The sequence below is a fragment of the Thermodesulfitimonas autotrophica genome (assembly GCF_003815015.1).
Taxonomy (GTDB): Bacteria; Bacillota; Desulfotomaculia; order Desulfotomaculales; family Ammonificaceae; genus Thermodesulfitimonas; species Thermodesulfitimonas autotrophica.
Map to the genome: position 1 here is coordinate 288,689 of NZ_RKRE01000001.1, position 23,997 is coordinate 312,685.

Consider the following 23,997-nt stretch of genomic DNA (forward strand, 5'->3'; position numbering starts at 1 on the left):
TCCTTAGTTAGCAGACTTTATTTGCTCGTTGTAGAGTCTAATCTTCTGGTTCGTTTCGTTAAGAAGCTTCCCGTATTCGACATATATCCGCCTCAGCTCATTTACCGCCTCATTATGGAGGTCCACCACGTGATTGTGGCTCTGTATAAGGGATTCATACTCCGCTCTGTCTATCTCGTATCCGGCGTTTAAATCAGCTTCCATTGCTCTAATTTGTTGTGCATACGAATTGATTTCTTCCTTGTAAGACTCTATTTCGCTGGATAGCAAGTTCATCTGCCTCTCATATTCAGCAAGGTGCTTCTTCGCTTCTTCGATCTCTGTCCGAAGAGCATCGAGGTCTGCATTTGCAGATCCAGCGGCGGGTTGCGCGTTAGTTGGCTCCGGTGGCACGTTCTCTGGTAATGTCCCGCCATTGTTCCCGTGAAATATAACAAATAGAAGGTATATTACGACTGCGCTTCCCACCCAGGCGAGCCACCGGAACCTGCTCCAAATGCCGGTATTTGCCGTCCCTGTAACTTGATTACGGTACTGCTCCGAATGCTCCACCAAGGCGTTCGCAGATACCGTAGCCAGCGATTCTTGGATTTCCTCTCTCATAGGGTGGCCCTCGGGCAGCAGCGATTTGGCTTCTTCCAAGAGACTTTTCGCAGTCGAATACTCGTGCGCTTCATTATTGTAAGCAATCGCAATATGCCTCAAGCAGGAAGCGGCCATTTCCAATATTTTGTTTTTGATTTTGATCTTCTCCAGATCTCGCTCTATCGCGGGTTCATCGTCTTCTCCCGCAAGACCAACAGGGAACTCGTTTTCTTCGTCTGTTTCTTTGAAGAGCTCACTGAGGCGTTCCAGAACCGCCGTTCGGAACTGCTTGTGCGCGACACCGCAGGCAAGCTTTTTCTCTTGCAAACTACCAGCAGACTCCAATGCAACCTCAAGATTTTCTACAATCTCGGTGCAAGCGACGCTGATTGCGGTAGCCTGTTGGTACAGCGCGTTGGACGAAATGACGGTCAGATCCCTTTTGATCTCAATACCAAGCGGAGTGCCTTCTGCAAGTGAAAAGGCTTTTCCTAATATTTCCTTGGCGACTGTATACTCGCCTGCCTTATTATTGTATAGAATAGCCAGTTCCCGCAGTGTGGAAGCCGCCTTTCTTCTGGCAATATCTGCTGCTTTATCGCTGTTCCCACGGAGATAAGCTATACCTTCCACGAGCGGCAGGATGTTGGTTTCGAACTCGCTGTATATCTCGTCATACAGGGATTTGTAGGCCTCCCTGCTCACCGCAAATTCCGACTCGGCTTCCATTCTTTGAGAAAGCTCCGAGCAAAGCCTTTCAACCTGCGCTTCAATCGGGTCAAGAATTTCGGTTTTAACCTCATCTATTACACGGGAGGGAAATCCGGAGGACTCGACCACTTTCAGGTGCTGCTTAACCACTATAAAATTTTTCTTCCCGCGGTATTGATCAGCAAGGTCTATATGTGGTTCTAAAAGATAATACCAGCAGTTGTCGCGTAAGGCTTTGAAATCCGCTTCCCCAGCGCAAGGCTCCCATCCCAGGAGTTCTTCTAACGAAGCTAAATACCTCCAATACCCATCACTACGCAAAGTAACCTGCCATTCCTTTAGTATGCTTAGCCACTCGGAAAGGTGGTTTGCCTGAGGATCAGCGTTCAAGATTTCGGCGTGTGCCAAAATAGCAAGATTATGCCTGGCTTTTTCGCATGCGGGAGCTTTTGAAGCCCAAAACCGCCTACTCAGGTACGCATTTCCGCTCAAAATGTTTTGGTATGCCTCTTGATCGTCGGGTGAGGGAGAAACGTGGAACCAGAATAGTCGGTCTAAAATTCGGGTTTCTGGGTCTTGAAGGCGATCGAAAGCAGCGCGCAATGTCGAAATATCGCATTGCACTCGCAGAAGAAAGGGGAGATCAACACGTTCAATGATGTTACCCACCTCAGCGCGCCGGCTTAGTCTCTCATAAGCACTTCGAACCTCACGCCGGTTAGAATTGGCGGGGACACCCAGAATGCGGAAAGCATTGTTCCGGTAGGGCAAAATACCCCCTCCTATAACGCAATAAGAGCAAACTTATGAGTTTGTCCCTATCCCCGCAGAATTTCGGCGACAGCCCCTCTCTCCGTTTTTCACGCCGTAATGTGGCGGAACGCATCTTCGTCTACCTTGCGTAACAACTGCCGTTGCAGGGCCACCCGTAAGAAAGACATTGGCATTATTTGTCCTCTTGTGTTGTTACTTCGCCATAAATATTTGATTTCCTTTTTAAAAGTAAAATTATGTAAAAGCAGCATCAGCTTTTCATCCTATCCGACGCACTGCACCAAATCCCGCGCCAGATCTGCCTCCCCGCGTGCCCGCAACTCCTTTACCACGTCCACCAGACGGCACCCGACGACATCTTTGTCCAGGACCTGCCGAACCCGGTCCCGCAGTTCCGGCGCTAATCGCTCCCAGTCGTCCTCCCGAATGTAGTCCAGCCGGCAGTGCGCTCCCGGTTTGTAGTCCGCCACCCCTCATCGCCTCCGTTTCCGGGTGTCCACCCGGCACCGCCCGGCCAGATGACACACCACGCAGTAGCCGGTAATCCCGGAGAGAAGCGGCAGCAACCCCAGCAGGCCCAGGTATGCCCAGGGGGTACGCGGCCCCCGGAAGGCGAGGTACAGGGTGCAGAGTAAAGCTATCCCGAAAATGATCCGGACGATCCGCTCTGTTCGGCTCACGGCAATACCTCCGTCCTTGACAACTGCAAAAATTCCGGTCTTACAGCGGATAAACGGTCCCCACCCAGCTTATCCGCCAGCCGCGCCGCGTCTTCACCAGGCCGAGCGTGACCTGCCAGCCCGCACGGCAGCGGGCGCTCACCTCCGGCGGCACGGGAACCACGAACGTCTCTTCCCGGCCGCTTACCCCGCCGCCCGAGAGGTAAAGCTTGCCCGGTTCAACCTTTTCCACTTTAAAAAGATCTTCTATGAAGTCTTCTCCCGCAGGCGCGGGGTGCGCCTCTACGTACTCCGCAAGCAATTCCTGCACATCGCGCCCGCGCGGCAGCTCCCTGACCGCTTCCCTGGCCGTCTCCGCCATAAGCGCAGCGTCCTCCTGGGAGATATAACCTTTCTCCGCCAACCAGGCGGCAAGCCTCTTCATCACGGTCCCGGAGGTCCGCAGGAGATCCTTCCCGCAGAGGACCTTGCGGACCATGAAATAACTCAAGAACTCGTTCACGCAGTCCGGTATCTTCTCCGGCCCGAAGACCGCGCAGAACTCCACGCCCTTCTCCCGCGAAAGCTTTTCGTAAAGGGCGGATTCGTCCTCCTCCAGAAACTGATACCCGTAGTTATCCAGGCAGTGCTCAAAAAGCTCGACGACCTCTTCGTACCTCCGGAAGGTGGAGGGCCGCAGGCGCCGCCGCTGTTCTTCCAGAAACTCGGCCAGGACTTCTTCGATTCTGGGTCCGCCCTGCTCCACCACTTTACCCTCCTTTTGAACCCGGTGAGGAGGAGTTGCGACGAAGCGCTACCTTCGTCTTCACTTCGTCTGCCACTCAAGCAACCTGGCCACGGTCTGAGCAAATTCTTCCGCGCTCTGCGGATCTCTGGCCGTCACCACGTTCGCCGCGACAACCACGCTCCGGTCTACGTATTTCGCACCCGCAGCCTGAAGTTCCTGCACCGCCAACGGATGAGGAAACACGGTGGCCTTCCTGCCCTTGAAGCAGCCAGCGCGGACCAGCACCACCAGAGAGACGCAGATCGCCGCCACAATCTTCCCTTTGGTGTAAGCTTCCCGGACTATCCGCCGAAGGTCCACGTCGTCCCAACTGAATTTCCAGGAACCGATGCTACCCCCGATCACTCAAATCTGTATTTGTCCGGCGATCCAAGTCCTTCCCAGAAACTAGGTAATCTTCCTTCTGTGTAGGGTTCTGTTTCCTGCGTAGGACTCTGCCGGTTTTATAAAAATGGTAGACTACCTAAAACGGAACTTTAAGCTTTTCTCTCAACTCCCTGTTTTCTCTTTTGAGAACCTCCTTCTCTTTCCTGAGATTCTTGTTGATCTCTTCTAACTGTTTGCACCGACGTTCCATTTCTATGCAAGCCTTTTTGAAACTCTCCCGGGATCTTAGTTGAGTCATTAACCTCTTGTTTTTCTCTTTAAGTTTTCTAGCCAGTTCAAGTGAACCGACTAATCTACATTCTAAATTTTGGTACTTTTTCTGCAATAACACATATTCCTCTTCCAAACGTTTATACTGGGATTTTAAGTCCGCATGTTCATCTTTTAGACATACTAACTGCCTTACTATATCGACGTTCGGGTCACTAGCCAACTCTATCCAAGTCTGCAATTTCTCTGCCAAATTAGCCGCCCGTCGAACTAACAAGTCCCCTTGCTCAAGCAAATCGTCTTCCTTAAAGCGCTTTTTCCACTCCACAGCAAAGGTATTAAGTTGTTCTATCAAGTCTTCTAAGTATGAAACGAACCCCATTACTTCCCGTCACTCCACCGCCAACGTCTCTCCTGTCTCTACACACACCACTTTGCATATTCATATTCGTTCGAACCGCCAGAACAAGTCCCTGCTTTCCGAGTGCATCGAGATCAGCATTTCTCGCTTTACAGGCTTCACCTCTTCGTCTTTTTCTGATCCATGGATGTGACCGCTGGCGTGAAAGCCAGATTTTCCTCCCCCGTAGCCCACGGTGTCGCAAAAGTTTAAAGCTGGAAGTTTAATCTTGTTGCCGCCGATACAGTCAGCGCCGTCGTAAAAGGTGAGGGAAATCCCCACAATACCACCCAGTTTCCTCTCACATCAGCGAATCAAAGAGTTCCCGGCTCCAATGCCTTAATTGCTCAACCTCTTCACGCCACCCGATCGGTTGCCAACGACGGAGGTCGTTCACCATCTCCTTCACCGACAGCACGTCAGCAAAGCCATACTCTGTTATCACCGCACTCCGCCCTTCAGGAGCCACGGCACCCCAGATCAGGACGGCGCCATCAACCTTGAGCTCCCGACCACCCATACGGACTTCAATCGACACAGGTTCTCTTGCCAGTTGCAGGAATTTCTGAAATGCTACGCCTCGGTGGTGTTGCAACTGCCAGGCCCCGGTAAGCCGCAAATAGCGGTAATTCTCGAATTCCAGCTCGCACTTCATCTCCGCCACGTAAACCTTCCCCGTTTCTTTGTGCCGAAGGGTGAAGTCCAGGGTATGCCCGCGCGCCTCGCCCGGCACCCGCAAGGTGGGTCGCCCAAGATCCTCGTAGGGAGCCGCGGGACACCTGCACCAGTAGCGCACCACTTCTTCACTAAAGAGGCCGAAGAGGCGCGAGAGAAACTTGTCCCGTGCGGGATTCTTTGTGCGGAAAATTTCCTCAAACTGAAGTGTCATCCTGGACGCTCCCTTCGATTTTTGCTAATCCAGCGTCTCCACAGCTCGCAGGCGTCGCACATACTCTTCGCTCAGGTAATCCGCTCCGGAAAGTAGGTAGCCGATATACTCGCGGGTGGGCTTCAATCCGTCTCGTACTTTATTAGGATTCGCCACGTAAGTCACGGCGGCCACGACCTCGCCCGTGTCCCGCCGTTCCACGCTGACCTGATGGCGCTTGTAGTGGTGAGAAACGCCTTCGTACCGATCAAGCTCCTGCAATTCCTCCTCCGAAAGGAGGTACAAGACACCCTCCACAATTTTGCCCAGACAAGGCACGATGTTGGCAAAACCCACGGCGGGAATGTTTTTCGATGCTTTGTTGAACTCCAGACGCCAGTTTCTGAGTGCCCCCGGTATGCGATCGGGTAGGCGTCCCACCCGCTTCTTCATTCGCTCGGCGTCCATGTTGGAGCCATAGGCAAAATAGCAAATGTTCTTACTCAAGCTCAGTCCCACCTCTTTTCTCTGAGCCACCTAAGAAATCAGCACGACCGCAGACGCTGTAAAATCTTTTTCACGTACTCTCCTTCCTGGAAGATCAAGGGATACTCTTTCTCTAGATCCTCCTTCGACCTGCTTCCAGCATCCCTGATCTGGTCAATCGGAGTGTCAGTAAGAATAAACCCACTCAGATGGATCTGCTTCTCCTGAAATTCCTGGCGTTGGCTCAAGGCACTCAAGGATTTCAGAGCGGCAAACTTATCTTCGCTACCACTCAAACCGTCGTGGTGCAGACCGTGAGGGTCGATGAAGCAGACCCAGGTCACGCCGGTTTGATTGTCATGGAGCCAAAAGATGAAGTCTGGGAAGAAGCCGCTGCGGTGAAACAGGCCGATACCCACACGGGCTAGGTTACGCAAAACGTACAGATCGCAGTGCCGAAACACCGGTGTGTCGTGGTATTCCTTCCAAAAGCTACGCAGATCCTTGAGAAACTGTTGCTCACCTCGGTTGAGTACTGGAGGATGCACGGAAACCTGCTGCCGCCACTGCCGACTACCTTCCCTTAAAAGGGGATTGAAAAGGCTACGGTCAAAATAGAGACGAGGCAGAGGTTCGCCGTCGTCACAAGCAGGGGGGCCATTCTTCAACAAGTCCTCAATCTGAGTCAGCAATTGCCTACTCTTCACCCGAATGCGGTACTCGTTTAAGACACGTGGGTCATCAGCGGTCAGGTAGTGCGGCTCTGCATTTCGACTTTCAGCTTCCCGTTCCTTCATGCGGACAAAGCGATCCAGGTAAGTCTTAATAACTCTGGCGGCAGCTTGCTGTAAAAGTTCTGGACGAAGGTCGCTCTCCAGCAGCGTGACACGGCAGCGACCCTTCAAAGCCTGTTCCACACCTTGGGGAGTAATGTGTAGGTTGGCGTACCCACGCATCTGTTTGTAGTCCAGCGCTTCCAGGTAGAGAGCTTCCATATCCACCACCTGGGTGTATGGCGGCTGAGAGAAATCCACCTGTACCGCGCCATGCATCCGCCCTACCACCTGCTGGACGGAGTTTCGCTGTCCGCCTGTAGCTAGTGCTGCCAGGCAGGGCGTAAGGTCCAGGCTGACTTCTGGACCGCTCGAGTCCAGCACCCAGGTAAGTGCCGATGGGTTGAAGCTAGCATTTCTCTGGGGTACGGGGAGTTTGTCTGTCGGCCAGGGAGCCATCTTCTGAACGCGCAAGGTAAATTCCTTGCCCAGGTCTTCGTTTTCCAGAATGGCACGGAAGCTCTGAATGTAGTTAGCGTTCCAGCCAAAGATAGTTAGCGTCTCCAGGACGCTAATACCCGGCGGCGGAGTTTCATTACGCAGAGCCGCGCTACGCTTTAGGCACATATCCTTGCCCTTGAGGCGCACACCGCGACCGAAGAGTTGAATAATCTGCGGACCGGCTCCCTTGCCCACATTGAGCAGGCCTATGGACGACACCCGGTATGAGGACCAGCCCTCAATGAATTTCTTGGCACCGATGAGCAGGTAAATGGGCGAATCGGGTACGTCCACCAAGCCAAATTGAGAACCGCGGAAGTTATCCTCCCGCACTTCGATGCTTAGATGCTCGGCTAGGTACTTCTTGAAGGCAGAAACATCTCCGATGTTGATCACGCCGAAGTAAGGATGGACTTCGCTCGCCGTAGAAAGGCGCAGTCCGATCTCACCTTCGGCCTGCTTGATTTCCCATACCTCCAACCCGCCGCTACCGTGAAACACCTCGGCTAAAATGCGGTTATAGATTTCATCAGCTTTTAATCCTCGGTGGTACTCGGCACATAAGTATCTGAGATGAGGTGCAAACAGATCCTGTCCGCTTTCAGAATCCTGAAAGCCGCTGTTTTCTTGCAAAATACGCTCCATTACTGAAACGGCCCAAACCCGATCTTCTACAAACTTGCGCAGAAAGGCTACTACCTCGGCCACATCACTTCGGCGTTTATTGTCCTGGGTGTAGAGAGCGTTAACACTACTACCCAACAGTACCCATAGAGGCTTTTCGATATTGTAAGGGCGGTAGGCAGTAGTATTCTGGCGGTACAGGTAAACCTGCTGGTAAAAAGCCAGAAGCCCTCCCACCAGCAACTCGTGGGCGTGCTCGGGCCGGGAATCTTTCGAACTCAAGTTGAGAACACGGAAGTCCTTGCCGTAGCCGTCGCCATAGAAATGAGCGTAAGAGTAGTCGAATAATATAGCCTGCCCGTACTCACGCAAGAGTTGCTTCTGGGTCTTTTTCCCTGCGGCGGCGATGGCCTGCGCGAACGTGGCACTGTACTCCAGCAGGAAGCCTCCCTCGCTCAGGCGCTTCTGGCGGCTCTTCCAGGTTTGGGCTTCGCTGCCGGTGCCTTTGTGCCCCTCGTCCACGATGACCAGGTTGTTGCCGCCGATCTCGTCCAGCACCACGCTCACGCCATTCCGGGAAGGTTCCTCGGCCAGTTTGTGGATTTCGATAACCTTCACTTTCGGGCCAAAGAGGCCGCCGCGCCCGTGCAGGTCTTCAATAAACAACGCCGCATCCAGGCCGCTTTTCCGCAGCTCCACCAGGTGCTGAGCGGAAAGACCCTCGTTAGGAGTGATGAGTAAAATATTGTCAAACCAGCGGCCTTGCGCTTTGCCAGGCAGAATGGCTTCCGGGTGGCGGCTGTGTTGGAGGTAATAGAGCACCTGCCAGATGTTGACGTGCATGAGAAGCGTCTTGCCACTTCCAGTGGCCATGAAGAAGGCCAGCCGACGGAGGCCGTCCGGTTCAAAATCGGGGAAGGTGCTTAACTCGGCTTCCCTTTGACGCAGATCCTGGAGAAATCGGTTGAGGTCGGCAACGAAACCCTGGGGATCCTCGGTGAGCCTGTCAAGAAAGATCTCGGTGTACAGAAGCGCCAGATACTGGAAGTAGCGGAAGCCCTGGAAGTTGCGCCGGGCTTTGCGCAGGCGGGCTTCATAGGCCGTCACGCGGCTGTCGTACTCCTCCAATTGATCGGGGGGGACGCGCAGGTTCGGTTGAACGAGCAATCGCCCAAAGAAGTGGCTCTGCCCGTTGGCGTCCGATCCTTCGGGAAGAGGGCGCAGCAGGTTCTTGAGGGTCTCGAAGTCCTCGGCCCCCAGCAGGTGGTGCATATAGCGGTTGAGGACGAGATAATCTTCCAGGCAGGGCATTGGTACTCCTCCTATGTTTTATATCTAATCAGTTGCTCTACAACATTTAAGATCTCCTGTTGAACCTGCTTAATATTTTTTCCTCGTATTTCCAAGAGCTGTTTTGCTTCTGAACGCAATTCATCAGCAGATCCCCTAACAACTTCCAAAACTATTTCTTCTTGGGAAGTGGAGGTAGGGTAATACAAATTAATGATCGGCACAGAGGTGTCTCCAATATAATCACGCAGTAAGGCCAACCTTTCATACTTTCGTCTGTCCGGGTTGGGGTAGTAGTTTTCGAACTTTTGGTTGCGAATAGGGTCTTGGAGATTGTGTTTTTTGAATTCTAAAAGAGCAACAACTTGATATGAGTCTTTGTTCACGAGTAAAAGATCTACATCCCCTGGCCATGGAGCATTAGTCTTTGAGAGATAACATTCAAGTGTAGAGGTACCGTAAAACAGACCCTTTCTACCGATCTTGAGAGGTCCCCCGGACAACATTCGTATTTCTTCCATGATTGCTGGTAAGCTTTTATACTCCAATGCCATATTCTTCGATTCAAGCTTAGCTTTTAGAATAGGCTTGGCGGCAGTTTCCCAATCCACTCCATCCTCGAAGATGACATAAAAAGCGTCGAGATTGTACCGTTGTGAAAAACTTACAATTTCTAAAATATTGTCTCCCAGCAGTGACGCTTGTTGGAGCAGTATCTGGCCGTTTAATTCATTGACATCACATAAAGCTATTCTTTTGATCCATATCTCGTTGCTGATACTCCGATCTTTCCAGTTGACAAAAAAGTCAAAAGATATTCCCACGTAACCCCGAGAATTTAGAAAAGATGCGCTGAACCATTGATCCGGTTCCCCTAATTCTGGATGAAACTTGGCCCTTTTCGTTCTATCATTACACTGTGCCAATCGAGGTTTCGATAGCAATGCGTTATTCATTTTCGTCCCCCATCACCAACTGTTTGAACAGCGGGTCCAGGGAGACCACGCCCGGGGTGGGGCTGGCGCCGTTAATGAGGATTTCGTCCCACACTTCGCCCTCTAGCTTCATTTCGGTAATTTTGTCTTCTAGAAAGGCACGCTCGACTTCTGGGTTCAGACCTTTCATATCCCGCCAGAGCACCAGAATGTGGCGTTTGCTCTCCCGATCGGTAGCTTTGACCACACGGTACTCGCGGTTTCCATCGTCGGGGCTGTACCAAGTCTCGTAGCACTTCACGCGCAGGCCGTAGAGGTAGTTGAAGGTCTCCACCAAGTTCACGGGTTTCTTAATAGGCCCGTTGTCAGTGAGAACCTCTAGGGTGTAGTTGAAGGGATGGGCCAGGTCCAGCGCCCGCAGGCAGGTCTCGGCCTCCTTGAGGGGTAGTTCGATCCAGTAACGCAGGCGGTAGGTGTCCTCGCCGGCTAGGGCTTTATAAGCCTGCTCGCGCTTGCGGGCTTCCTTAGAAGCGCTCAGACGCTCCGCAGTAACGGCCAGGTTGTGCAGGGTGTCCTCGTAAGACTCGAGACGCAGGATCTTGACTAGCCGCGGCGTGCGTTCAGCCTCCTCGGGAGTGGCTCCCCGCTTAGGTTTGCCGTCCTTCCACTCGGGGGTATACATCACCTTGGCAATGCGGGGCAGGAGCACCGTGTCGAAGCACTCGCCCATTTCCACCAGGATGAACTTGCGCCGTCTACCGTCCGCGTGGTTCAGGTTGATGACCACGTGACCGGTGGTGCCGGAGCCAGCGAAAAAGTCGAGTATAACATCTCCCCCGCTTATTTGAGCGATGCGTGCTATCAATCGAGTTGGTTTCGGAGAAGAATAGGGATTTTTAGGGAAAAGCATTTTGATTTCATTAACTGCTTCGTGATTGTGCCCAACCTCATTGTATGGCCAAATAGTCACAGGAATCATACCCTCTCGCACCTCCGAGAGGAAGGTTTTTTTGGCTGGGACTCCTTTTCCTTCAGGTCCGAACCAGATTCTGTTCTCCAATTCGAGCTTTTTTAGTGTCTCGACACTATAACGAGGATAAGTTCCCGGTGGGGGAGACCAGACAACACCATTGGCAAATGTGTAAGTAAACGATTGAACAGTTCCGCTTTTTGCGTGGAGCGGTGTAGCTTTCCATGGCCCCCTCGGATCGTTGTCAGGATTGGAGTACCCCTTTCGTTGCTTCTCTGTCCGTGGTAACAGCACAGGAGAAAACTTATGTTTGTCTTTTGCAAAAGTAATTATGAAATCGTGATTGTCCGAAAACCATCTCGCATCATTTGCTCTGGTATATTTTTTTTGCCAAATAATATTGTTTATAAAATTTTCTTTACCGAATATGGCTTCTAAAACTTTCCGAAGCTCTGCCTGCTCTCCGTCGTCAATACTCACGAAAATCACGCCATCCTCAAGCATTAACTTCCATGCTATCCTTAGCCGCTCCTCCATCATTGCCAGCCAGGAAGAGTGCTGATACCGGTCTTTGTAGATAAACTCATCGCTTCCAGTGTTGTACGGCGGATCGATGTAGATGCACTTTACCTGCTCCCGGTAGCGCTCCATAAGCAGGCGTAACGCCTGGTAGTTCTCACCATGCACCAGCAGGCCATCTGTGGCCTCATCCAGATCCTCAAAGGGCAACGCTTCCAACAGGCGACGTACAAAGCCGCGGTCGAAGTGCCTGGTGTACACCGGCAGGGTAGGATGAGCTTCCAAAAAAGCCTCGTTTACTTCACCCTCTACGGCCAGCCAGCGCTGCCACTCCAGCAACTGCCCATTGTTACACAGGATCTCCGGCCAGAACTCGCGCGGCACGTGCCGGACGGGAATGAGGTAATCGGTTTCCAGCACAAATTTCTTTTTCTCGAAAAGCGTCTTTTGGGCGTCCTCAATGGTAGCTAAGAATTTGATTACTTCCTCGGCAAGTTTGCGGAAAGTTTTCACCACCCGGCGCTTGGCGTCGAGGTCAGCTTCTATATCCATTAGATGGATAATCTGATCCTTGATGTAAAACTCCAGTTCGCGAGTAAGAAACCCAGCCAGATTTTTGTGGATGAAATAGTCACTGGTGTTGCGCCGACAGAAATGGCGCAGGCGCTTCTGCAAAAGGGTGGGCGCGTCCTCGCCTTCGTTAATAGGTCGGCCGAGTAAGACACGCAGGTCGCTATCCGGTACGACCTCCAGAACGCGAGGCAGAGCTTCCTCCAGGATGGCCTCTTGGGCCTTGCTATTGTTGCCGTACCGCTCTGCCTCTTCAGGTGTAGGCAAGCGGTACTCAAAAGGCAAGGTAAACTCTCGCGCTTCGACGTCGTAACTCGCCAGATCAGGCCGGGGGAAGAAGTAACGCGCATTTCCTTTGGTGTTGTCTTTGGGAATGCTGGCCTCGGTCATAACAAAACGCACACGGTACTCACCGGTCAGATCGTCCAGTTTAAAGGCGTAATCCCGAAACCGTTCGGCGGTCTTAACGTAGTGCTGGTCGCGGTTGGCCCAGTAGAAGAAGACCTCTTCGCCGTTGTAGGGCACGGCGTACGTTTCCCGGGCTCCATAACGCCGTTTGGGGATGAAATCCCCGTCTTCGTAGTAGCGTCTAAAAAAGTCGTACAGGTAGTTGAAAACGTCGGCCTTGTCCTTTTCAGTAACCTCTTCGGCAACCTGGACAGCGGCCACTTTCTGGCGGACAGATTCGTAGCGTTCTGCTAGCTCACGGACAACCTTAGCACTACTGTTTAGGTACTCCGATTTGATCTCGCCAGTAGGAAGAATAGCATCTTCAGCAATCTGCTCCTGGACCTCTCGCGCCAGAGCATCCAGTTCAGCCCGCAACTTCTCTCGTTCTTCATCACCGACAATCCGAAAAGCAGCGTCTACCTCCCTCGGCAGTTGCTCGCTTATAAAGGCTTCTATCTCGGCCCGCTTCAGGTGGAACAAACGGTAGAGGCCAAAGTCTAAGTCAGCCAAATCGAGTTGAAAAAGTTCTCGAAAAAGGGATTGAAGTTTCTTTAAAGGATGTTCGTTCACAGTTCACATCCTCCTTTTACTTAATCAACCACCAGAATAAACAAGTAAGTTTTAGATGATAACAGGAAAACATTTTTGGAGACTTTCTTCATTTTCCCAGCGCAAAGCAAACTTTTCATCCAAAAATGCCTGTTTTATCACTTTAGCAATTACTTCTTCAGCTTTTTCCAAAAGCCCAAGTTCTTTTTCGGTAGCCTTTACAATTAACCTGCCGTGGTCTACCGTGTTTCTGTAACCCCATATCTTTTCAACTTCTTTACTCTCTAACTCAATTCCAATGTCTTTTGCTATTTTGGGAATCCGATGCAAAAACTGCTGGCGGACACAATAGTCGTTAATACAAGCCATTGATTGGAAAGCCTGCGCTATAAAGTGCCAACGAACCGTTAAATCGTCCGAGGAAAAGCCATACACATAGGACCACAAGCTCCGTTGCAACCGTTCAGGTAACTCGCGCTCTAAAAAATTCCCCAATATCTTCCCTAAAGTAGAGATTTCTTCCGCAGTATACCAAGTTCGCCTTCCTAAAATTTTTGCTTGCGACACAGGAAGATAGGCTTCTGTAAGCCACCCATAATACCGAGCAGGCATTACTCTAACCAATTGATTCCCTTGTATAATACACCGGCTAGCATATTTTAAATTAGTGGCAGTAGGATACACTAGGCGGGATAAAAATAAACAAATCTCCAACGGGTGGAGTTCCTTCCAAAGAGGCTTTTTCCACACGTGGCCCTTTTCGTGTTCAATGGCTGGATTTTCAAGTATAAATGCTCCGCTCAGATTATCTAAGTAAGAAGCAATTTTAAAATTATAACCAGCCGGTTCACAGCTTTCCATTATCGTAGAAAAATTTTTTGCGATTACCGTAAACACTGAATATTCCCCAGCTTTACGCGCTCTGGTGGTAATATACCAAAGACGATGAAAGCGTTCACCATCCGCTCGTTCAAATACCAAAAAAGGCTCGTCCCGCATTTCTTCCGGAAACTTCTCTCCAGGCGAACTCATAATAAGTAGTATATCTAAACCTTCCACCGTTACCTACTTTCCCTTCTTGCTTTTCGAATAGCCTGTTTTCTATGACCTGCACACCCTGCACGGCCTGTACCCCGCCTTAATAGCCTCTTCCCGGCTCCCGAACTCCACCCGGTTCGCCGGGCTTATCTTCTGCGCCCACCTGCAGCCCGCCCGGTGGAATATCTTCGTCCGCCTGTTGCCGACGTAGAGCGCCTTGCCCGCGGGCTTCGCGACCGCCGGGGCGCCCCACAGGCCCTTGCCCTTCTCCCGCGCCTCCCGCTGGAACTTCACGAAGATGTCGGCGTACTTCACGTTGGGAGGAACCGTCATCACCTGGGCGTACCCGTTCAGGAGGAGCTCCGCGTTGTATATCCTGGCGCGGACTTCTTTTTCCGTGAACGCCGCCGGCGGGGAGAGCCACACATAGGCCAGGAGCCTGCCGTACTTGTCCCTTTGCTGAACGTCGAACTCCAGCCAGACCTTTCTCTTCAGCAGCCGCTTCCTGGTGTAGGCCGCGGCCTGCTTGCCGTAAGGCTGCTCCCTGATGCCCAGGTCGGGGTGGCTGATCTCGGGCGTGTTGACGCCGATGAGCCGCACGCGCTCGTCCCGGCCGTTCAGCCTGACGTGAACGGTGTCGCCGTCGGAGACGTGAGTTACGACCGCCTGCAAGAGCTTCGGCTTCCCGGCGGCCTCAGACTTGGAGGCGCAGCCGGAGAGGAGGAGCAGGACGAAGAGCGCCAGCAGGAATGGGATAAAACGTTTCGGCCGCAAGGAAAGCACCGTCCTTTTTCAAACCCGGAAAAGTTTTCGAGGTCAACTTTCCCTATACAAAGCTTAACAAACCCTAACTTCGTATTCAGGTACTCGCTGTGCAGGTTCATCGGCTTTTAGCCTCCCCGACGGCTACCTCCATCGCCGTCTGGCCGGACGGCACCCCTCGAAAGGGGACGCCCTTAACCTGGAAGGGCGTGCGGCCGCCGTCCGCATCCCAGCGTTTTCCGTCTCGCGGGAACAACCCCTGCACGGCAGGACCACGGTCTCCTTAAACGGAGGCACAGGCATTCTTCCCTTGAGCGCATGCCGGGTGGGGGAGTTACCCCACCTACCCGCCGCCCCCTTGCCCCCTGTACCAACGGTTGCCGGGGCCCCGGGCGGCCCCGGCGGGAGAGAGCGATGGGCTTTAATTGCCGGATATTTAACCTGTCTTCCCGAACATGAAAACTAGCCAGTCTTCCGGCCGCCAGCGCTGGGTTAAATATCCTTCCCTGACCGCCCGCTTCCGGGCCGCTTTGAAGAGGCCGAAAAACTTACCCCAGAGCCTGAAGTGCCGCCATCCTTCCTTCGGCGACAGCACCTCCATAAGCTCCCGGGGCATCTTCTCGGCGTATCCCAGCGCCCGGCGGGCTATCACCAGGGCCGCCGCCTGGTGGGCGCTCAAACCGTAAGTTTCGGCGTACTTGAAATAGCCGATGAGGGAAGTAAACCTGGCGGAAACGGTGAACACCGCGACGCCGCGCTTCCGCAGGGCCACGACAATGCGGTTGAAAAGGAGCTTTTTGCAAAAGTTGTGGGTTATGCGGTTAAAATACCGGTTCGTGTCGTGGTCCCGGGCGAAAGCGAGCTCTTCCAGGGCGACCTGCTTTACGCCCAGGCCTTCCAGCCAGTTGGCTATTTCTTTGGCCAAGTTGCCAGCAAGCCATTCCCGTTTTTCGTGGGAAACGTGGACCAGTTCTGGGCACCAGAAGCAGCGGGAGGCCTTGAAGTTGCCGTTGGGGGAAACCACCGTCACGGCTGCTACCTCTGGGTTCAGGTCTATTCCCGCCATGATAGAATCCTTGTCCACGGGCACGGTATCGCCCAGGGGAAAGGAAATGAGGCATTCGAACCTGCCGTCTTTCCGCACTACCCGCACCGTGTAGGCTTCTCCCTTGAGGAGACGCAAGATGAGAAGGTTCCGGTAGCGGGCGGGGATTTCCAGCGGCACAGTGACCCATTCTTCTTCCTTTCTCCTACGCCCGGTTTTATTTTCCGGCTCCGGCGGTATGTAGACGTTGAGATAGAAGGTGTCGGTTAAATCGTGATAAACGATTTCTGTGTTGGCGTTGCCGTGCTGCCCTTCCAGCCCTTTCATGTTGGCCTGGCCCACGGAATAAAATGCGTTGGACCGCATCTCCCGCCATTCTTCTTTAGAAAGTTTCCCTTCCTGGAGGAGGAGCAGGTTTTTCTTGCCCCCGAAAACGGCGGGCGGCACCTCGTTCCTTTCCAGAAAGCCCTGCCAGTAGGCAAGTTTGGTCCGGAGCTTGTTCAGCCTGGCCAGGATACCCTGGCAGTGAAGCCTGTCCTTGGTGCGATCAAGTTTTTCTTCAGATTTCTCTATTTTGGCTTCCAGGTCGGAGACATACATCTTCACCAGTTCTTTCTGGCTCTCTATGGCGGCCTTCGCGTCTTCTACCGCCCACTGGCACCAGCGGGCGTTGGGAAAAAACTTTTCGTAGAGAGTTTTGACAATTTCCCCGGTTTCCTTCCCGCGCCTCAAGGCCTGGTAGGCGGAACGCTTGGCCGCTTGAAAACGGCCCATAAAGGAGACCAGCTCCTCCCGGGCGGCGGCGTCGGGGTATATTCTTCCTGGCACGGTCATCATGTCAATCGGCTTGCTCGCCCTTGGACGCATCGAGCATGGCCTCCTTCACTTTTTTGCGAAACTCTCTGCTCCGCGAACCGTAGAGCTTGGCGGAAAAAACGGTCAGAATGGAAAGCATGTCCTGTACCAGCTCTTCGTGCAGGGATTTCGGCTCTTCCCCGTTCACTACCTCTACTCTCACGCCGAAGGCGTTAAAATAACGCTCGATATAGGTGAACCCGAACCGGGCCAGCCGGTCTTTGAACTCGATTGCCACCAGATCCATCTTGCCTTCGCGGGCCATGCGGAAAAGCCGGGCCAGACCTTTGCGTTTCTCGTTCAGCCCGGACCCCTGCTCCGCTATGGCGGCCACTACTTGATAGCCCTTGTCCCGGCAGTATTTTTCCAGACGTTTTTTCTGCCGCTCCAGGTTGCCGGCTCCAGCCTGTTTTGCACTGGACACGCGGGCATAAATAACGGCACGAATGCCTGAAGTGGCTTCTCCGCCCAGAAGGCGCAGAACCTCGCTCCTGGGAAAACGCCTTTGGCCTGAAGGCATGCGGACGCACCGGATCTTACCTTCCTTTTCCCAGCGGCGCAGGGTGATGGGGTGGACGCCCAGTATTTCAGCGGCTTTGCGCAACGGGTAGTGTTCTTCTAAATCAGGTTTCATAATTTAAGTATAGCATTGATTAGGAAAGGAGGCAACTGTTGGTTGGACACCCGGCGGGATTTTCCTGCAGAGTCTTGGATCCTTTCCCTCCACATCCGCCACGCCGCAATCGCAATCCAGCACCCGGCCAACTCTTCTTCCCGCTCCCGCGCTCGCCATTCCTGCCGACTTTGGACATGCCCGCATCCCTTCTCAAAGATACAGCCTCCTGATCGTCTCCCGCAGCATCCGGGCGTTCTGGACCGCCTGGCCGCGCGGGTGGTTGTTGAAGGCGACGAAAGTTCTCTTAGATCCCTCGGCCACGGACCTGACCCGCGGCACCCACTCTTCGAGTTCTTCCTGCGAATAGAGGTAATCGTAGCGTTCCCACGCTTCCCCGTGCCGCCACCACTTCGCGGCGTTGCGCCCGTGGAAGCGGACGTAGGCGAAGTCCGCGGTCCGCACGGCCACCGGGCCGACCAGTCCCTTGAGCCGCGGCTCGTCCACGCAGACATAGGCGAAGTTAAGAGAGCGCAGGAGGTCGAAGGTCGACTGCTCCACCCAGCTTGCGTGCCGGAACTCCACGGCGGCGGGAACATCCGGGAAGAGCTCCCGGAGACGCGCAAGGTAATCCCTGTTCCCGGGGCTGTTGGGGAAGGAGAAGGGAAACTGGAAGAGCACCGCGCCTAGCTTTCCCGCCTCCTCCAGGGGCTGCAGCACCGCCCGGAACTTCCCGGCGTGGCCGGTAAACTCCGCCTCCCTCTCGTGGGTGAGGGACCCGTGCGCCTTCACCGCGAAAACGAAGCCCTCCGGGGTCTTCTTGACCAGGGCCTCCATCACGCGCGCCGGCGGGATGTGGTAGAAGGTGGAGTTGACCTCGGTGAAGGAAAACTCCCGCGTGTAGTACTCCAGCATCTTCCCTTTAGCCAGACGGAGGGGATAGAAGGCACCGCGCCAGTCGTCGTAGCTGTAGCCGGAGGTGCCGATCAGGATTTCCGGATGCACGCCGACCTCTCCTTTGCAGGAAGGGTTCGATAAATACCGGAAGTTTCCTCTTTTCGCAGTCGTCTTTGAATAAAGAAAAAAAAGGGGCGCACGCGCGTGCGCCCCTTTGGTGGTGCCATTCTTTTTCGATCCGGCTAACGTCCCTTAGAATTTTTTCTCTTACACAGCAACCTGCACCAGAGTCCCAGCTGCTCTGGAGGCGCGGACGTCGATTATCCGCTGGTTTTTAGAGCCGCGGAAAGGAAGGGTGAGGTCGCGTTCAGCCAGGACGAAGGGGCCGTCGATGAGGATGTCGGTCACCGCCAGCAGCTCCCGGACTCCTTTTTCCGCCATCGTCTGGAGCTCCTCGTAAGTGTAGCCCGTGTAAGTGACGATATTATAGCCCTCTTCGCGCAGCGCCCGCCCTAAAACCGCGAAAGCACCTGCCTGCAGAAAGGGGTCCCCGCCGGAGAAGGTGACGCCCTTCAGGAGCGGGTTGCGGCTGATATCGGCTAACAACTCCGCCGCCGTGATCTCGTAGCCGCCCGCCGGGTCCCAGGTTTCCGGGTTGTGGCACCCCTTGCAATGATGCGGGCACCCCTGAGCGAAGATAACGTAGCGCAGACCCGGCCCGTCCACCACGCTCTCGCGGACTACACCGGCGATGCGCAAAGTTTCGGGCGCGCTTCTGAACATACCTGCAGAACCCCCCTTTTGATTGGTTTTGGGGAGCAGGCCGAAACCCGCCCCCCCAATCTGGAAAGCTACCGCTACTAATGCACCACTTCCGGCCGGCCTAAGTGCACCACCCTGCTCTTCAGTTCCGCCACTTTCGCGTCGTTGAAGCGGTCCACCGTCGAGAGGTAGCCGGTGATGCGGCGCACCCTTCTGATCGAAGTCGAGCCGCACTTGGGGCAGTTGTCCCCTAAAACGCCGCTGAAGCTGCACTCCTGACAGAAGTCCACGGGGAAATTCACCCCTACGTAGCCCATGTCGCACTTGGCCATATGCCGGATGATCGCCTCCACCGCCTCGGGGTTGTGCACCGGCGGCGAGGGAAGCTCCACGTAGCTGATGTGCCCGGCGTTGCAGAACTTGTGGTAGGGGCCCTCAAGTTCGATCTTTTTGAAGGCCTCGATGGGGAAGTGAACCGGAACGTGGAAAGAGTTGGTGTAGTACTCCCGGTCGTTAACCCCGGGCACGATCCCGAACTCCTTGCGGTCGAGCTTCACGAACCGGCCGGCAAGACCCTCGGCAGGCGTCGCCAGCAACGTGTAGTTGAGGTTGTAATCCTCACAGGCGGCATCGATCTTTTCGCGGAGAAAGCGGACAATCTCCAGACCCAGCTGCTGCGCCTCCTCATCCTGGCCGTGGTGCTTCCCCGTGAGCGCCACGAGCGCCTCGGCCAGCCCGATGAAGCCGAGCGCCAGGGTCCCGTGCTTCACCGCCTCGGCGATCGGATCCTCTGGTTTCAAGCCTGCGGCACCCAGGTAAAGGCCTTGCCCCATTACGAAAGGCAGGTCCTTCACTTTCAGGCGCGCCTGGACCGTGTAGCGGTGGTAGAGCTGCCGGATACCAAGCTCCGCTACTTCGTCAAGTAAGGCGTAAAACTTCTGGATATTCCCCGCTGCCTTGAGCGCCACCCGCGGCAGGTTGATGGTGGTGAAGGAGAGATTGCCGCGCCCCTCGGTCACCTCCGGGCCGCGTCGGTTGGCCATAACCCGGCTCCGGCACTGGCCTATATGGATGAAGGAGCACATCATAAACCCGGAAGCGGTCGTTACGCAGTAGCTCGGTTTGGTCCCGTTCGTTGTGAGGGGCCGGATTTCCACTACGCTTACTATTTCGGGTTCCTTCATCCGCGCGGGCTTCCGGAAGTTTTCCTTCCGCCGGGACTGCAGCAGGGTGACTAACTCCTCCGCAGCACCGAACTCCACCAGGAAGGTCCCGTCGGCGCGCGCCTCAAACCGTGCCGGGTATCCCAGAGATTGGGCCAAACCGACGGTTTGAAGGGCAACCTCCTTGTTGGTTATGTGGAATTGAACCCTGGAACCACGATTATCAGGATCCGTCTTTATGTATCCGTCGCCGTCGACCATGCCCGCCAGGAACCACAGGCGCGCCTCGCGGGACCAGTTGAGGATGTTGCGCGGCATGTGCCGCTCGGGCTTCAGCCGGCCCTCAAAAACTTTAGTCAGGTAGCCGGCAAGATTCGGAATGCCTTGCTCCCCGCTATTACTGCCGCAGTAAAGCGACTGGTGAACATAGCCTCGGCGCTCGTCGTGAAGCAGGCTTGGCGTGACTTCTTTTCTGAACACTTCCCGCATGTAATCCCGGTAGGCCTCGGTCAACCCCGTATCGTCTTTGTGCAGGGAGCAGACGACATATTTGCCGTTCCAGGTGCCGTCGCACAAAAGAAGGCCCATCAGGTACGCCTTCTTCAGACCCCGCTCTCCGGGGGTGGCTCGCCTGGCGCATCCGTTAAGACTCGGCGTCTTCCATGCCACCTGCACCAGATCGCCGATGTGGAGGTCCTTTGTGAGCACCACGCCCCGCTCCAGAACCGCCCACCGGTGGTCGGACGTTACCTCTATGCTTCGCCCGTTGCTCAGCCGCACCAGGTACCAGTCGTTGTGATCCGGGTTCTTCAGGGTGCGGAGTAGAGGCACGAAGCCCCGGTTGGTGTCGTACAGCTCGTAGCCGCTCACGTCCGCGTACTCGGTTTCTCCCTCGCGTTTCAGGCCGAACTCGGCGACCGCGCGCTCGTGGAGCCGGCGGATGCTCTCCATGTACACCGTCTTGCCTTTGCGATAAATCACCAGTTCGTCGCCGTCGACGCACCCCATGTATGCCACCTGATCCCCGTAAGGCGCGTTGAAGCTGGAATCCATAAAACTGAAGGTGGGGTTGAGCCGCTTCGCCGCCACCCGGATCGCCAACCGGAAAAGATCGTAGTTGGGGTCGCCCGGCTCGAAGTTCACGCCCTTCTTAACCCGGAAGATGATGTTCGGGAAGATGGGAGCTTCGCCGCGACCCAAACCGGCTTCATAAGCTAAAAGCAGGTTGCGCGTCACCCTCCGGGCGGCTTCGCCGGTTTCCGTCCCGAGGTTGATGCTGGAGAAGGGCACCTGGTTGCCCGCCCTGCTCTGCATTGAGTTCAGGTTGTAGACCAGCGCCTCCATCGCCTGGTAAACCTCATCGTCCGTAGCGTTTTCCACGTACGGCGCCATGTCCCGGTCGAAGAAGGCGAAGGACTGGCCGCCGAACATATCGTTCTGCGAGCTCTGAAGGATGATGCAGGCCAGCGCCGCCGCGGAAGCGGGCCGCTTCGGGGGCCGGATGTAGCCGTGTCCGTTGCTGAAGCCTTCCTGGAGCAGCCTGCCCAGCGGGATCTGGAGGCAGTTGATCGTCTTTCCGTAATATCCCAGGTCGTGGATGTGGATATCGCCCCGCACGTGCGCCTGCGCGAAATCCTCGGGGATGAGCCGGGTCAAATAGTACTTCTTGCTGGCCGCCTCGGCGATCTGGAACATCTTGCTCGCCGGGGAGTTGCCCACGTTGGCGTTCTCCCGGTGGGTCTCTTTAAGGATCTCTCCCACGGCGTCCATCAGGTCGCTCTTCGCCTCGCGGATGCGGGTCCGCCGGTCGCGGTAGAGGATATAGGCCTTCGCGGTTTTGGAAAGGCCCATTTCGATCAGGGCCTCCTCAACCAGGTCTTGTATTTCTTCTACAGTGGGGAACTCAAAAACCCGGAGCTTCTGGAGAACCCTGTTGGTCACGTCGGAGGCCAACTTGATGTCAGCCTCCCCCGTGGCCGCGAGGGCCTTGGCTACCGCGGCCGTAATCTTGGTCGCGTCGAACGGAACGGCGCGGCCATCTCGCTTGATGATCGTCTCGGGTAACATGGCGTTTTGCCTCCTCTCGTTTTAAAAAATCAGGGAGCGGCTCTTTGCGAACCGCTCCCTTTCTTTTTTTAAAAAATTTTCTTTTTCTGGGGGAAGTCATCAAGCACCTGGAACTCCCAGTCTAAGACGTACCGGCGGAGCTTGTAACGTCTTCCCCATCTGTCGGAAAATATCAAGCGCTTAGGATCTTCCACCCTGAACGTGTCTTCCCGCCGCCCGCTGCTGAACACAATCGAATCGGCAAACTTGATCACCATTCCTTTTTTCAGCTTCGGACGGGTTTTTTTCGCCCGGATGCGCTCCCAGCATTTCTCGCGCCATTCCCTAGCCCACTCGTGTTTGGTGGGAGTGAGCATTTTCAGTATGCGCTCCGGGCAGTCGTACCTGTAAGGCCCCATCGTTTCGTCCATGTCTTTGTAGCCGAAGTTGTAGTAATCGTTGGGTTTATAGTCCAGAACGCAAACGATGGCTATCACTTCCCGTTTTCCCTGCGCGTCGCCTATCTCATAGGCGATGTAGGCCGTGCGCAGGTTCACCACGGCACAATCGAGAATTTTGCCGTATTTCCCATCGTCTTCGATGCGGTTAAACTGTTTTTCGAAAAACTGTCTGACACTCACGTTTTTCGGCTTATTCGTGTACGTCCACCCCATAGTTTACAAGGGCAGGCCCCCGGCAGCCCGCCCCTCTCACCTCCTTAAATTTTGGCGATTTGGGCGGGCCGGGCCGCCTGAACTTTCAGATAAGCCTTTCCGCTTTCAGACTCACAAACTTTCCGTCTCCGATGACAACGTGGTCGAGAACTTCGATGCCTAAGAGTTCTCCGGCCTGAATGAGCCGCTTCGTCAGCGCCACGTCGTCCCGGCTGGGCGTGGGGTCGCCGCTCGGGTGGTTGTGCACCAGGATTATTGTAGCGGCGCTGCTCCGGACGGCGCTCTTGAAAACCTCCCGCGGCTCGACCCTGGAGCTGTTGAGTGTTCCCACCGCTACTGTCTCCACCTGGATCACCCGGTTCCTGGTGTCCAGCAGGATAACCCGGAACTCCTCCCGGTCAAGGCGGCGCATGTCTTCCATCACCAGCCGGGCAGCGTCCTCGGGCTTCAGGATTTGCGGCCTGTCGGCCCCCGGCTTGCACGCCAGGCGCCTGCCCAACTCCACAGCGGCGGCCAGCCGAAGGGCTTTCCGCCGGGAGCCGGTTATTGTGGCCAACTCCCGGACCGTCGCACGGGGCAGTTTATCGCCGAGGGAAAGCACCCGCCCGGCGACGTCTATGGCGGACTCGGTTTTGGACGGGCCGAGCAGGAGGGCAATTAACTCTAACTCGGTCAACCGCGTGATGTCGGCTTCTGCCTTCGTGTCAGGGCGATACGAGGCGGGCAGCTCGCGGAGGTCGAAGGGCCTGCGAGCATTCGGAAATAATTCCGCCTGTTGATACAAAGATTCTGGCTGCCCACGGGAGCGGGCGTCCTGCCCGCGAAATTTTCCCGCGGGCAGCCGCCCCTCCCTTCAAGCCTTAGCTTTCGTCTTTGTCGAGTTCTTTTAGAACCTGATCAAGCTCGTCGCCCCACTGCGTCTCGGGCCATTCGTAGGTGGTTATTTCGCCACCCGCATCTTCATCCCGGACGACGACCAGGGCTTCGGCGTCGGTGCATTGCACGTCCTGCACGATACCGCTTTTCACGATGATCAGGACAACACTTCTTTCCATTAAGATTCCTCCTTGGCT

The 23,997-nt window shown here is 54.8% G+C and carries 21 protein-coding genes; all 21 read right to left on the reverse strand.

Annotation, left to right across the window (positions count from 1 at the left end; all coding sequences use genetic code 11):
- Positions 1 to 3: 3 nt before the first annotated feature.
- The 21 genes from EDD75_RS01365 to EDD75_RS01475 all read right to left on the reverse strand — a co-directional run bounded on the left by EDD75_RS01365 (position 4) and on the right by EDD75_RS01475 (position 23,979).
- Positions 4 to 1,788, reverse strand: a complete 1,785-nt coding sequence (locus tag EDD75_RS01365; protein ID WP_123926951.1) for a hypothetical protein — start codon at positions 1,786 to 1,788, stop codon at positions 4 to 6.
- A gap of 545 nt (positions 1,789 to 2,333) precedes the next feature.
- Entirely contained in the window at positions 2,334 to 2,540 is a 207-nt protein-coding gene (locus EDD75_RS01370) for a hypothetical protein (protein ID WP_123926954.1), read from the reverse strand.
- 3 nt (positions 2,541 to 2,543) lie between these two features.
- On the reverse strand, positions 2,544 to 2,750 hold the full coding sequence (locus EDD75_RS01375; protein WP_211328035.1) for a YgaP-like transmembrane domain: 207 nt from the start codon (positions 2,748 to 2,750) through the stop codon (positions 2,544 to 2,546).
- Positions 2,751 to 2,790: 40 nt separating this feature from the next.
- Positions 2,791 to 3,495 carry a hypothetical protein gene (locus EDD75_RS01380; protein ID WP_123926961.1) on the reverse strand — a complete coding sequence of 235 codons (705 nt, stop codon included), beginning with the start codon at positions 3,493 to 3,495 and terminating at the stop codon, positions 2,791 to 2,793.
- A gap of 60 nt (positions 3,496 to 3,555) precedes the next feature.
- Positions 3,556 to 3,882, reverse strand: a complete 327-nt coding sequence (locus EDD75_RS01385; RefSeq protein WP_123926963.1) for a DJ-1/PfpI family protein — start codon at positions 3,880 to 3,882, stop codon at positions 3,556 to 3,558.
- A 118-nt stretch (positions 3,883 to 4,000) separates the two neighbouring features.
- Positions 4,001 to 4,516 carry a hypothetical protein gene (locus EDD75_RS01390; RefSeq protein WP_123926965.1) on the reverse strand — a complete coding sequence of 172 codons (516 nt, stop codon included), beginning with the start codon at positions 4,514 to 4,516 and terminating at the stop codon, positions 4,001 to 4,003.
- Positions 4,517 to 4,835: 319 nt separating this feature from the next.
- On the reverse strand, positions 4,836 to 5,423 hold the full coding sequence (locus tag EDD75_RS01395) for a hypothetical protein (RefSeq protein ID WP_123926967.1): 588 nt from the start codon (positions 5,421 to 5,423) through the stop codon (positions 4,836 to 4,838).
- Positions 5,424 to 5,447: 24 nt separating this feature from the next.
- Complete coding sequence (locus EDD75_RS01400) at positions 5,448 to 5,909, reverse strand: gamma-glutamylcyclotransferase family protein (protein ID WP_211328036.1); 462 nt, start codon at positions 5,907 to 5,909, stop codon at positions 5,448 to 5,450.
- A gap of 38 nt (positions 5,910 to 5,947) precedes the next feature.
- A complete protein-coding gene (locus EDD75_RS01405; protein ID WP_123926969.1) occupies positions 5,948 to 9,097 on the reverse strand; it encodes a DEAD/DEAH box helicase family protein in 3,150 nt (1,049 codons plus the stop codon).
- 11 nt (positions 9,098 to 9,108) lie between these two features.
- Complete coding sequence (locus EDD75_RS01410; protein ID WP_123926971.1) at positions 9,109 to 10,032, reverse strand: hypothetical protein; 924 nt, start codon at positions 10,030 to 10,032, stop codon at positions 9,109 to 9,111.
- A complete protein-coding gene (locus EDD75_RS01415) occupies positions 10,025 to 13,090 on the reverse strand; it encodes a site-specific DNA-methyltransferase (RefSeq protein ID WP_123926973.1) in 3,066 nt (1,021 codons plus the stop codon). The genes EDD75_RS01410 and EDD75_RS01415 overlap by 8 nt, the downstream gene beginning before the upstream one ends.
- A gap of 51 nt (positions 13,091 to 13,141) precedes the next feature.
- Entirely contained in the window at positions 13,142 to 14,128 is a 987-nt protein-coding gene (locus tag EDD75_RS01420) for a hypothetical protein (protein ID WP_123926975.1), read from the reverse strand.
- A gap of 42 nt (positions 14,129 to 14,170) precedes the next feature.
- The gene (locus EDD75_RS01425) at positions 14,171 to 14,890 is read right to left on the reverse strand and encodes a thermonuclease family protein (RefSeq protein WP_123926977.1); all 720 of its coding nucleotides are present in this window, start codon (positions 14,888 to 14,890) and stop codon (positions 14,171 to 14,173) included.
- 415 nt (positions 14,891 to 15,305) lie between these two features.
- On the reverse strand, positions 15,306 to 16,781 hold the full coding sequence (locus tag EDD75_RS01430; protein ID WP_123926979.1) for a transposase: 1,476 nt from the start codon (positions 16,779 to 16,781) through the stop codon (positions 15,306 to 15,308).
- A complete protein-coding gene (locus tag EDD75_RS01435; protein ID WP_245963022.1) occupies positions 16,753 to 17,373 on the reverse strand; it encodes an IS607 family transposase in 621 nt (206 codons plus the stop codon). Before EDD75_RS01435 ends, EDD75_RS01430 begins: the two co-directional genes overlap by 29 nt.
- A gap of 222 nt (positions 17,374 to 17,595) precedes the next feature.
- The gene (locus EDD75_RS01440) at positions 17,596 to 18,387 is read right to left on the reverse strand and encodes a DUF72 domain-containing protein (protein ID WP_211328037.1); all 792 of its coding nucleotides are present in this window, start codon (positions 18,385 to 18,387) and stop codon (positions 17,596 to 17,598) included.
- Between the two features lie 159 nt (positions 18,388 to 18,546).
- Positions 18,547 to 19,062, reverse strand: a complete 516-nt coding sequence (nrdG, locus tag EDD75_RS01445; RefSeq protein ID WP_123926983.1) for an anaerobic ribonucleoside-triphosphate reductase activating protein — start codon at positions 19,060 to 19,062, stop codon at positions 18,547 to 18,549.
- Positions 19,063 to 19,139: 77 nt separating this feature from the next.
- On the reverse strand, positions 19,140 to 22,271 hold the full coding sequence (gene nrdD, locus EDD75_RS11325) for an anaerobic ribonucleoside-triphosphate reductase (protein ID WP_245963023.1): 3,132 nt from the start codon (positions 22,269 to 22,271) through the stop codon (positions 19,140 to 19,142).
- A 68-nt stretch (positions 22,272 to 22,339) separates the two neighbouring features.
- Positions 22,340 to 22,891, reverse strand: a complete 552-nt coding sequence (locus tag EDD75_RS01465; RefSeq protein ID WP_211328038.1) for a DUF6927 domain-containing protein — start codon at positions 22,889 to 22,891, stop codon at positions 22,340 to 22,342.
- 118 nt (positions 22,892 to 23,009) lie between these two features.
- Positions 23,010 to 23,708 (reverse strand): RadC family protein, encoded by a 699-nt coding sequence (radC, locus tag EDD75_RS01470; RefSeq protein WP_170157653.1) that lies wholly within the window; start codon positions 23,706 to 23,708, stop codon positions 23,010 to 23,012.
- A 76-nt stretch (positions 23,709 to 23,784) separates the two neighbouring features.
- Positions 23,785 to 23,979 (reverse strand): hypothetical protein, encoded by a 195-nt coding sequence (locus tag EDD75_RS01475; RefSeq protein ID WP_123926989.1) that lies wholly within the window; start codon positions 23,977 to 23,979, stop codon positions 23,785 to 23,787.
- Positions 23,980 to 23,997: the final 18 nt, after the last annotated feature.

Bases quoted from the DNA above. Each gene is read 5' to 3' on its own strand.
- EDD75_RS01430 (WP_123926979.1), bottom strand. From the start codon at position 16,781: ATGCGTCCAAGGGCGAGCAAGCCGATTGACATGATGACCGTGCCAGGA.
- EDD75_RS01395 (WP_123926967.1), bottom strand. From the start codon at position 5,423: ATGACACTTCAGTTTGAGGAAATTTTCCGCACAAAGAATCCCGCACGG.
- EDD75_RS01390 (WP_123926965.1), bottom strand. From the start codon at position 4,516: ATGGGGTTCGTTTCATACTTAGAAGACTTGATAGAACAACTTAATACC.
- nrdD (WP_245963023.1), bottom strand. From the start codon at position 22,271: ATGTTACCCGAGACGATCATCAAGCGAGATGGCCGCGCCGTTCCGTTC.
- EDD75_RS01405 (WP_123926969.1), bottom strand. From the start codon at position 9,097: ATGCCCTGCCTGGAAGATTATCTCGTCCTCAACCGCTATATGCACCAC.
- nrdG (WP_123926983.1), bottom strand. From the start codon at position 19,062: ATGTTCAGAAGCGCGCCCGAAACTTTGCGCATCGCCGGTGTAGTCCGC.
- EDD75_RS01475 (WP_123926989.1), bottom strand. From the start codon at position 23,979: ATGGAAAGAAGTGTTGTCCTGATCATCGTGAAAAGCGGTATCGTGCAG.
- EDD75_RS01410 (WP_123926971.1), bottom strand. From the start codon at position 10,032: ATGAATAACGCATTGCTATCGAAACCTCGATTGGCACAGTGTAATGAT.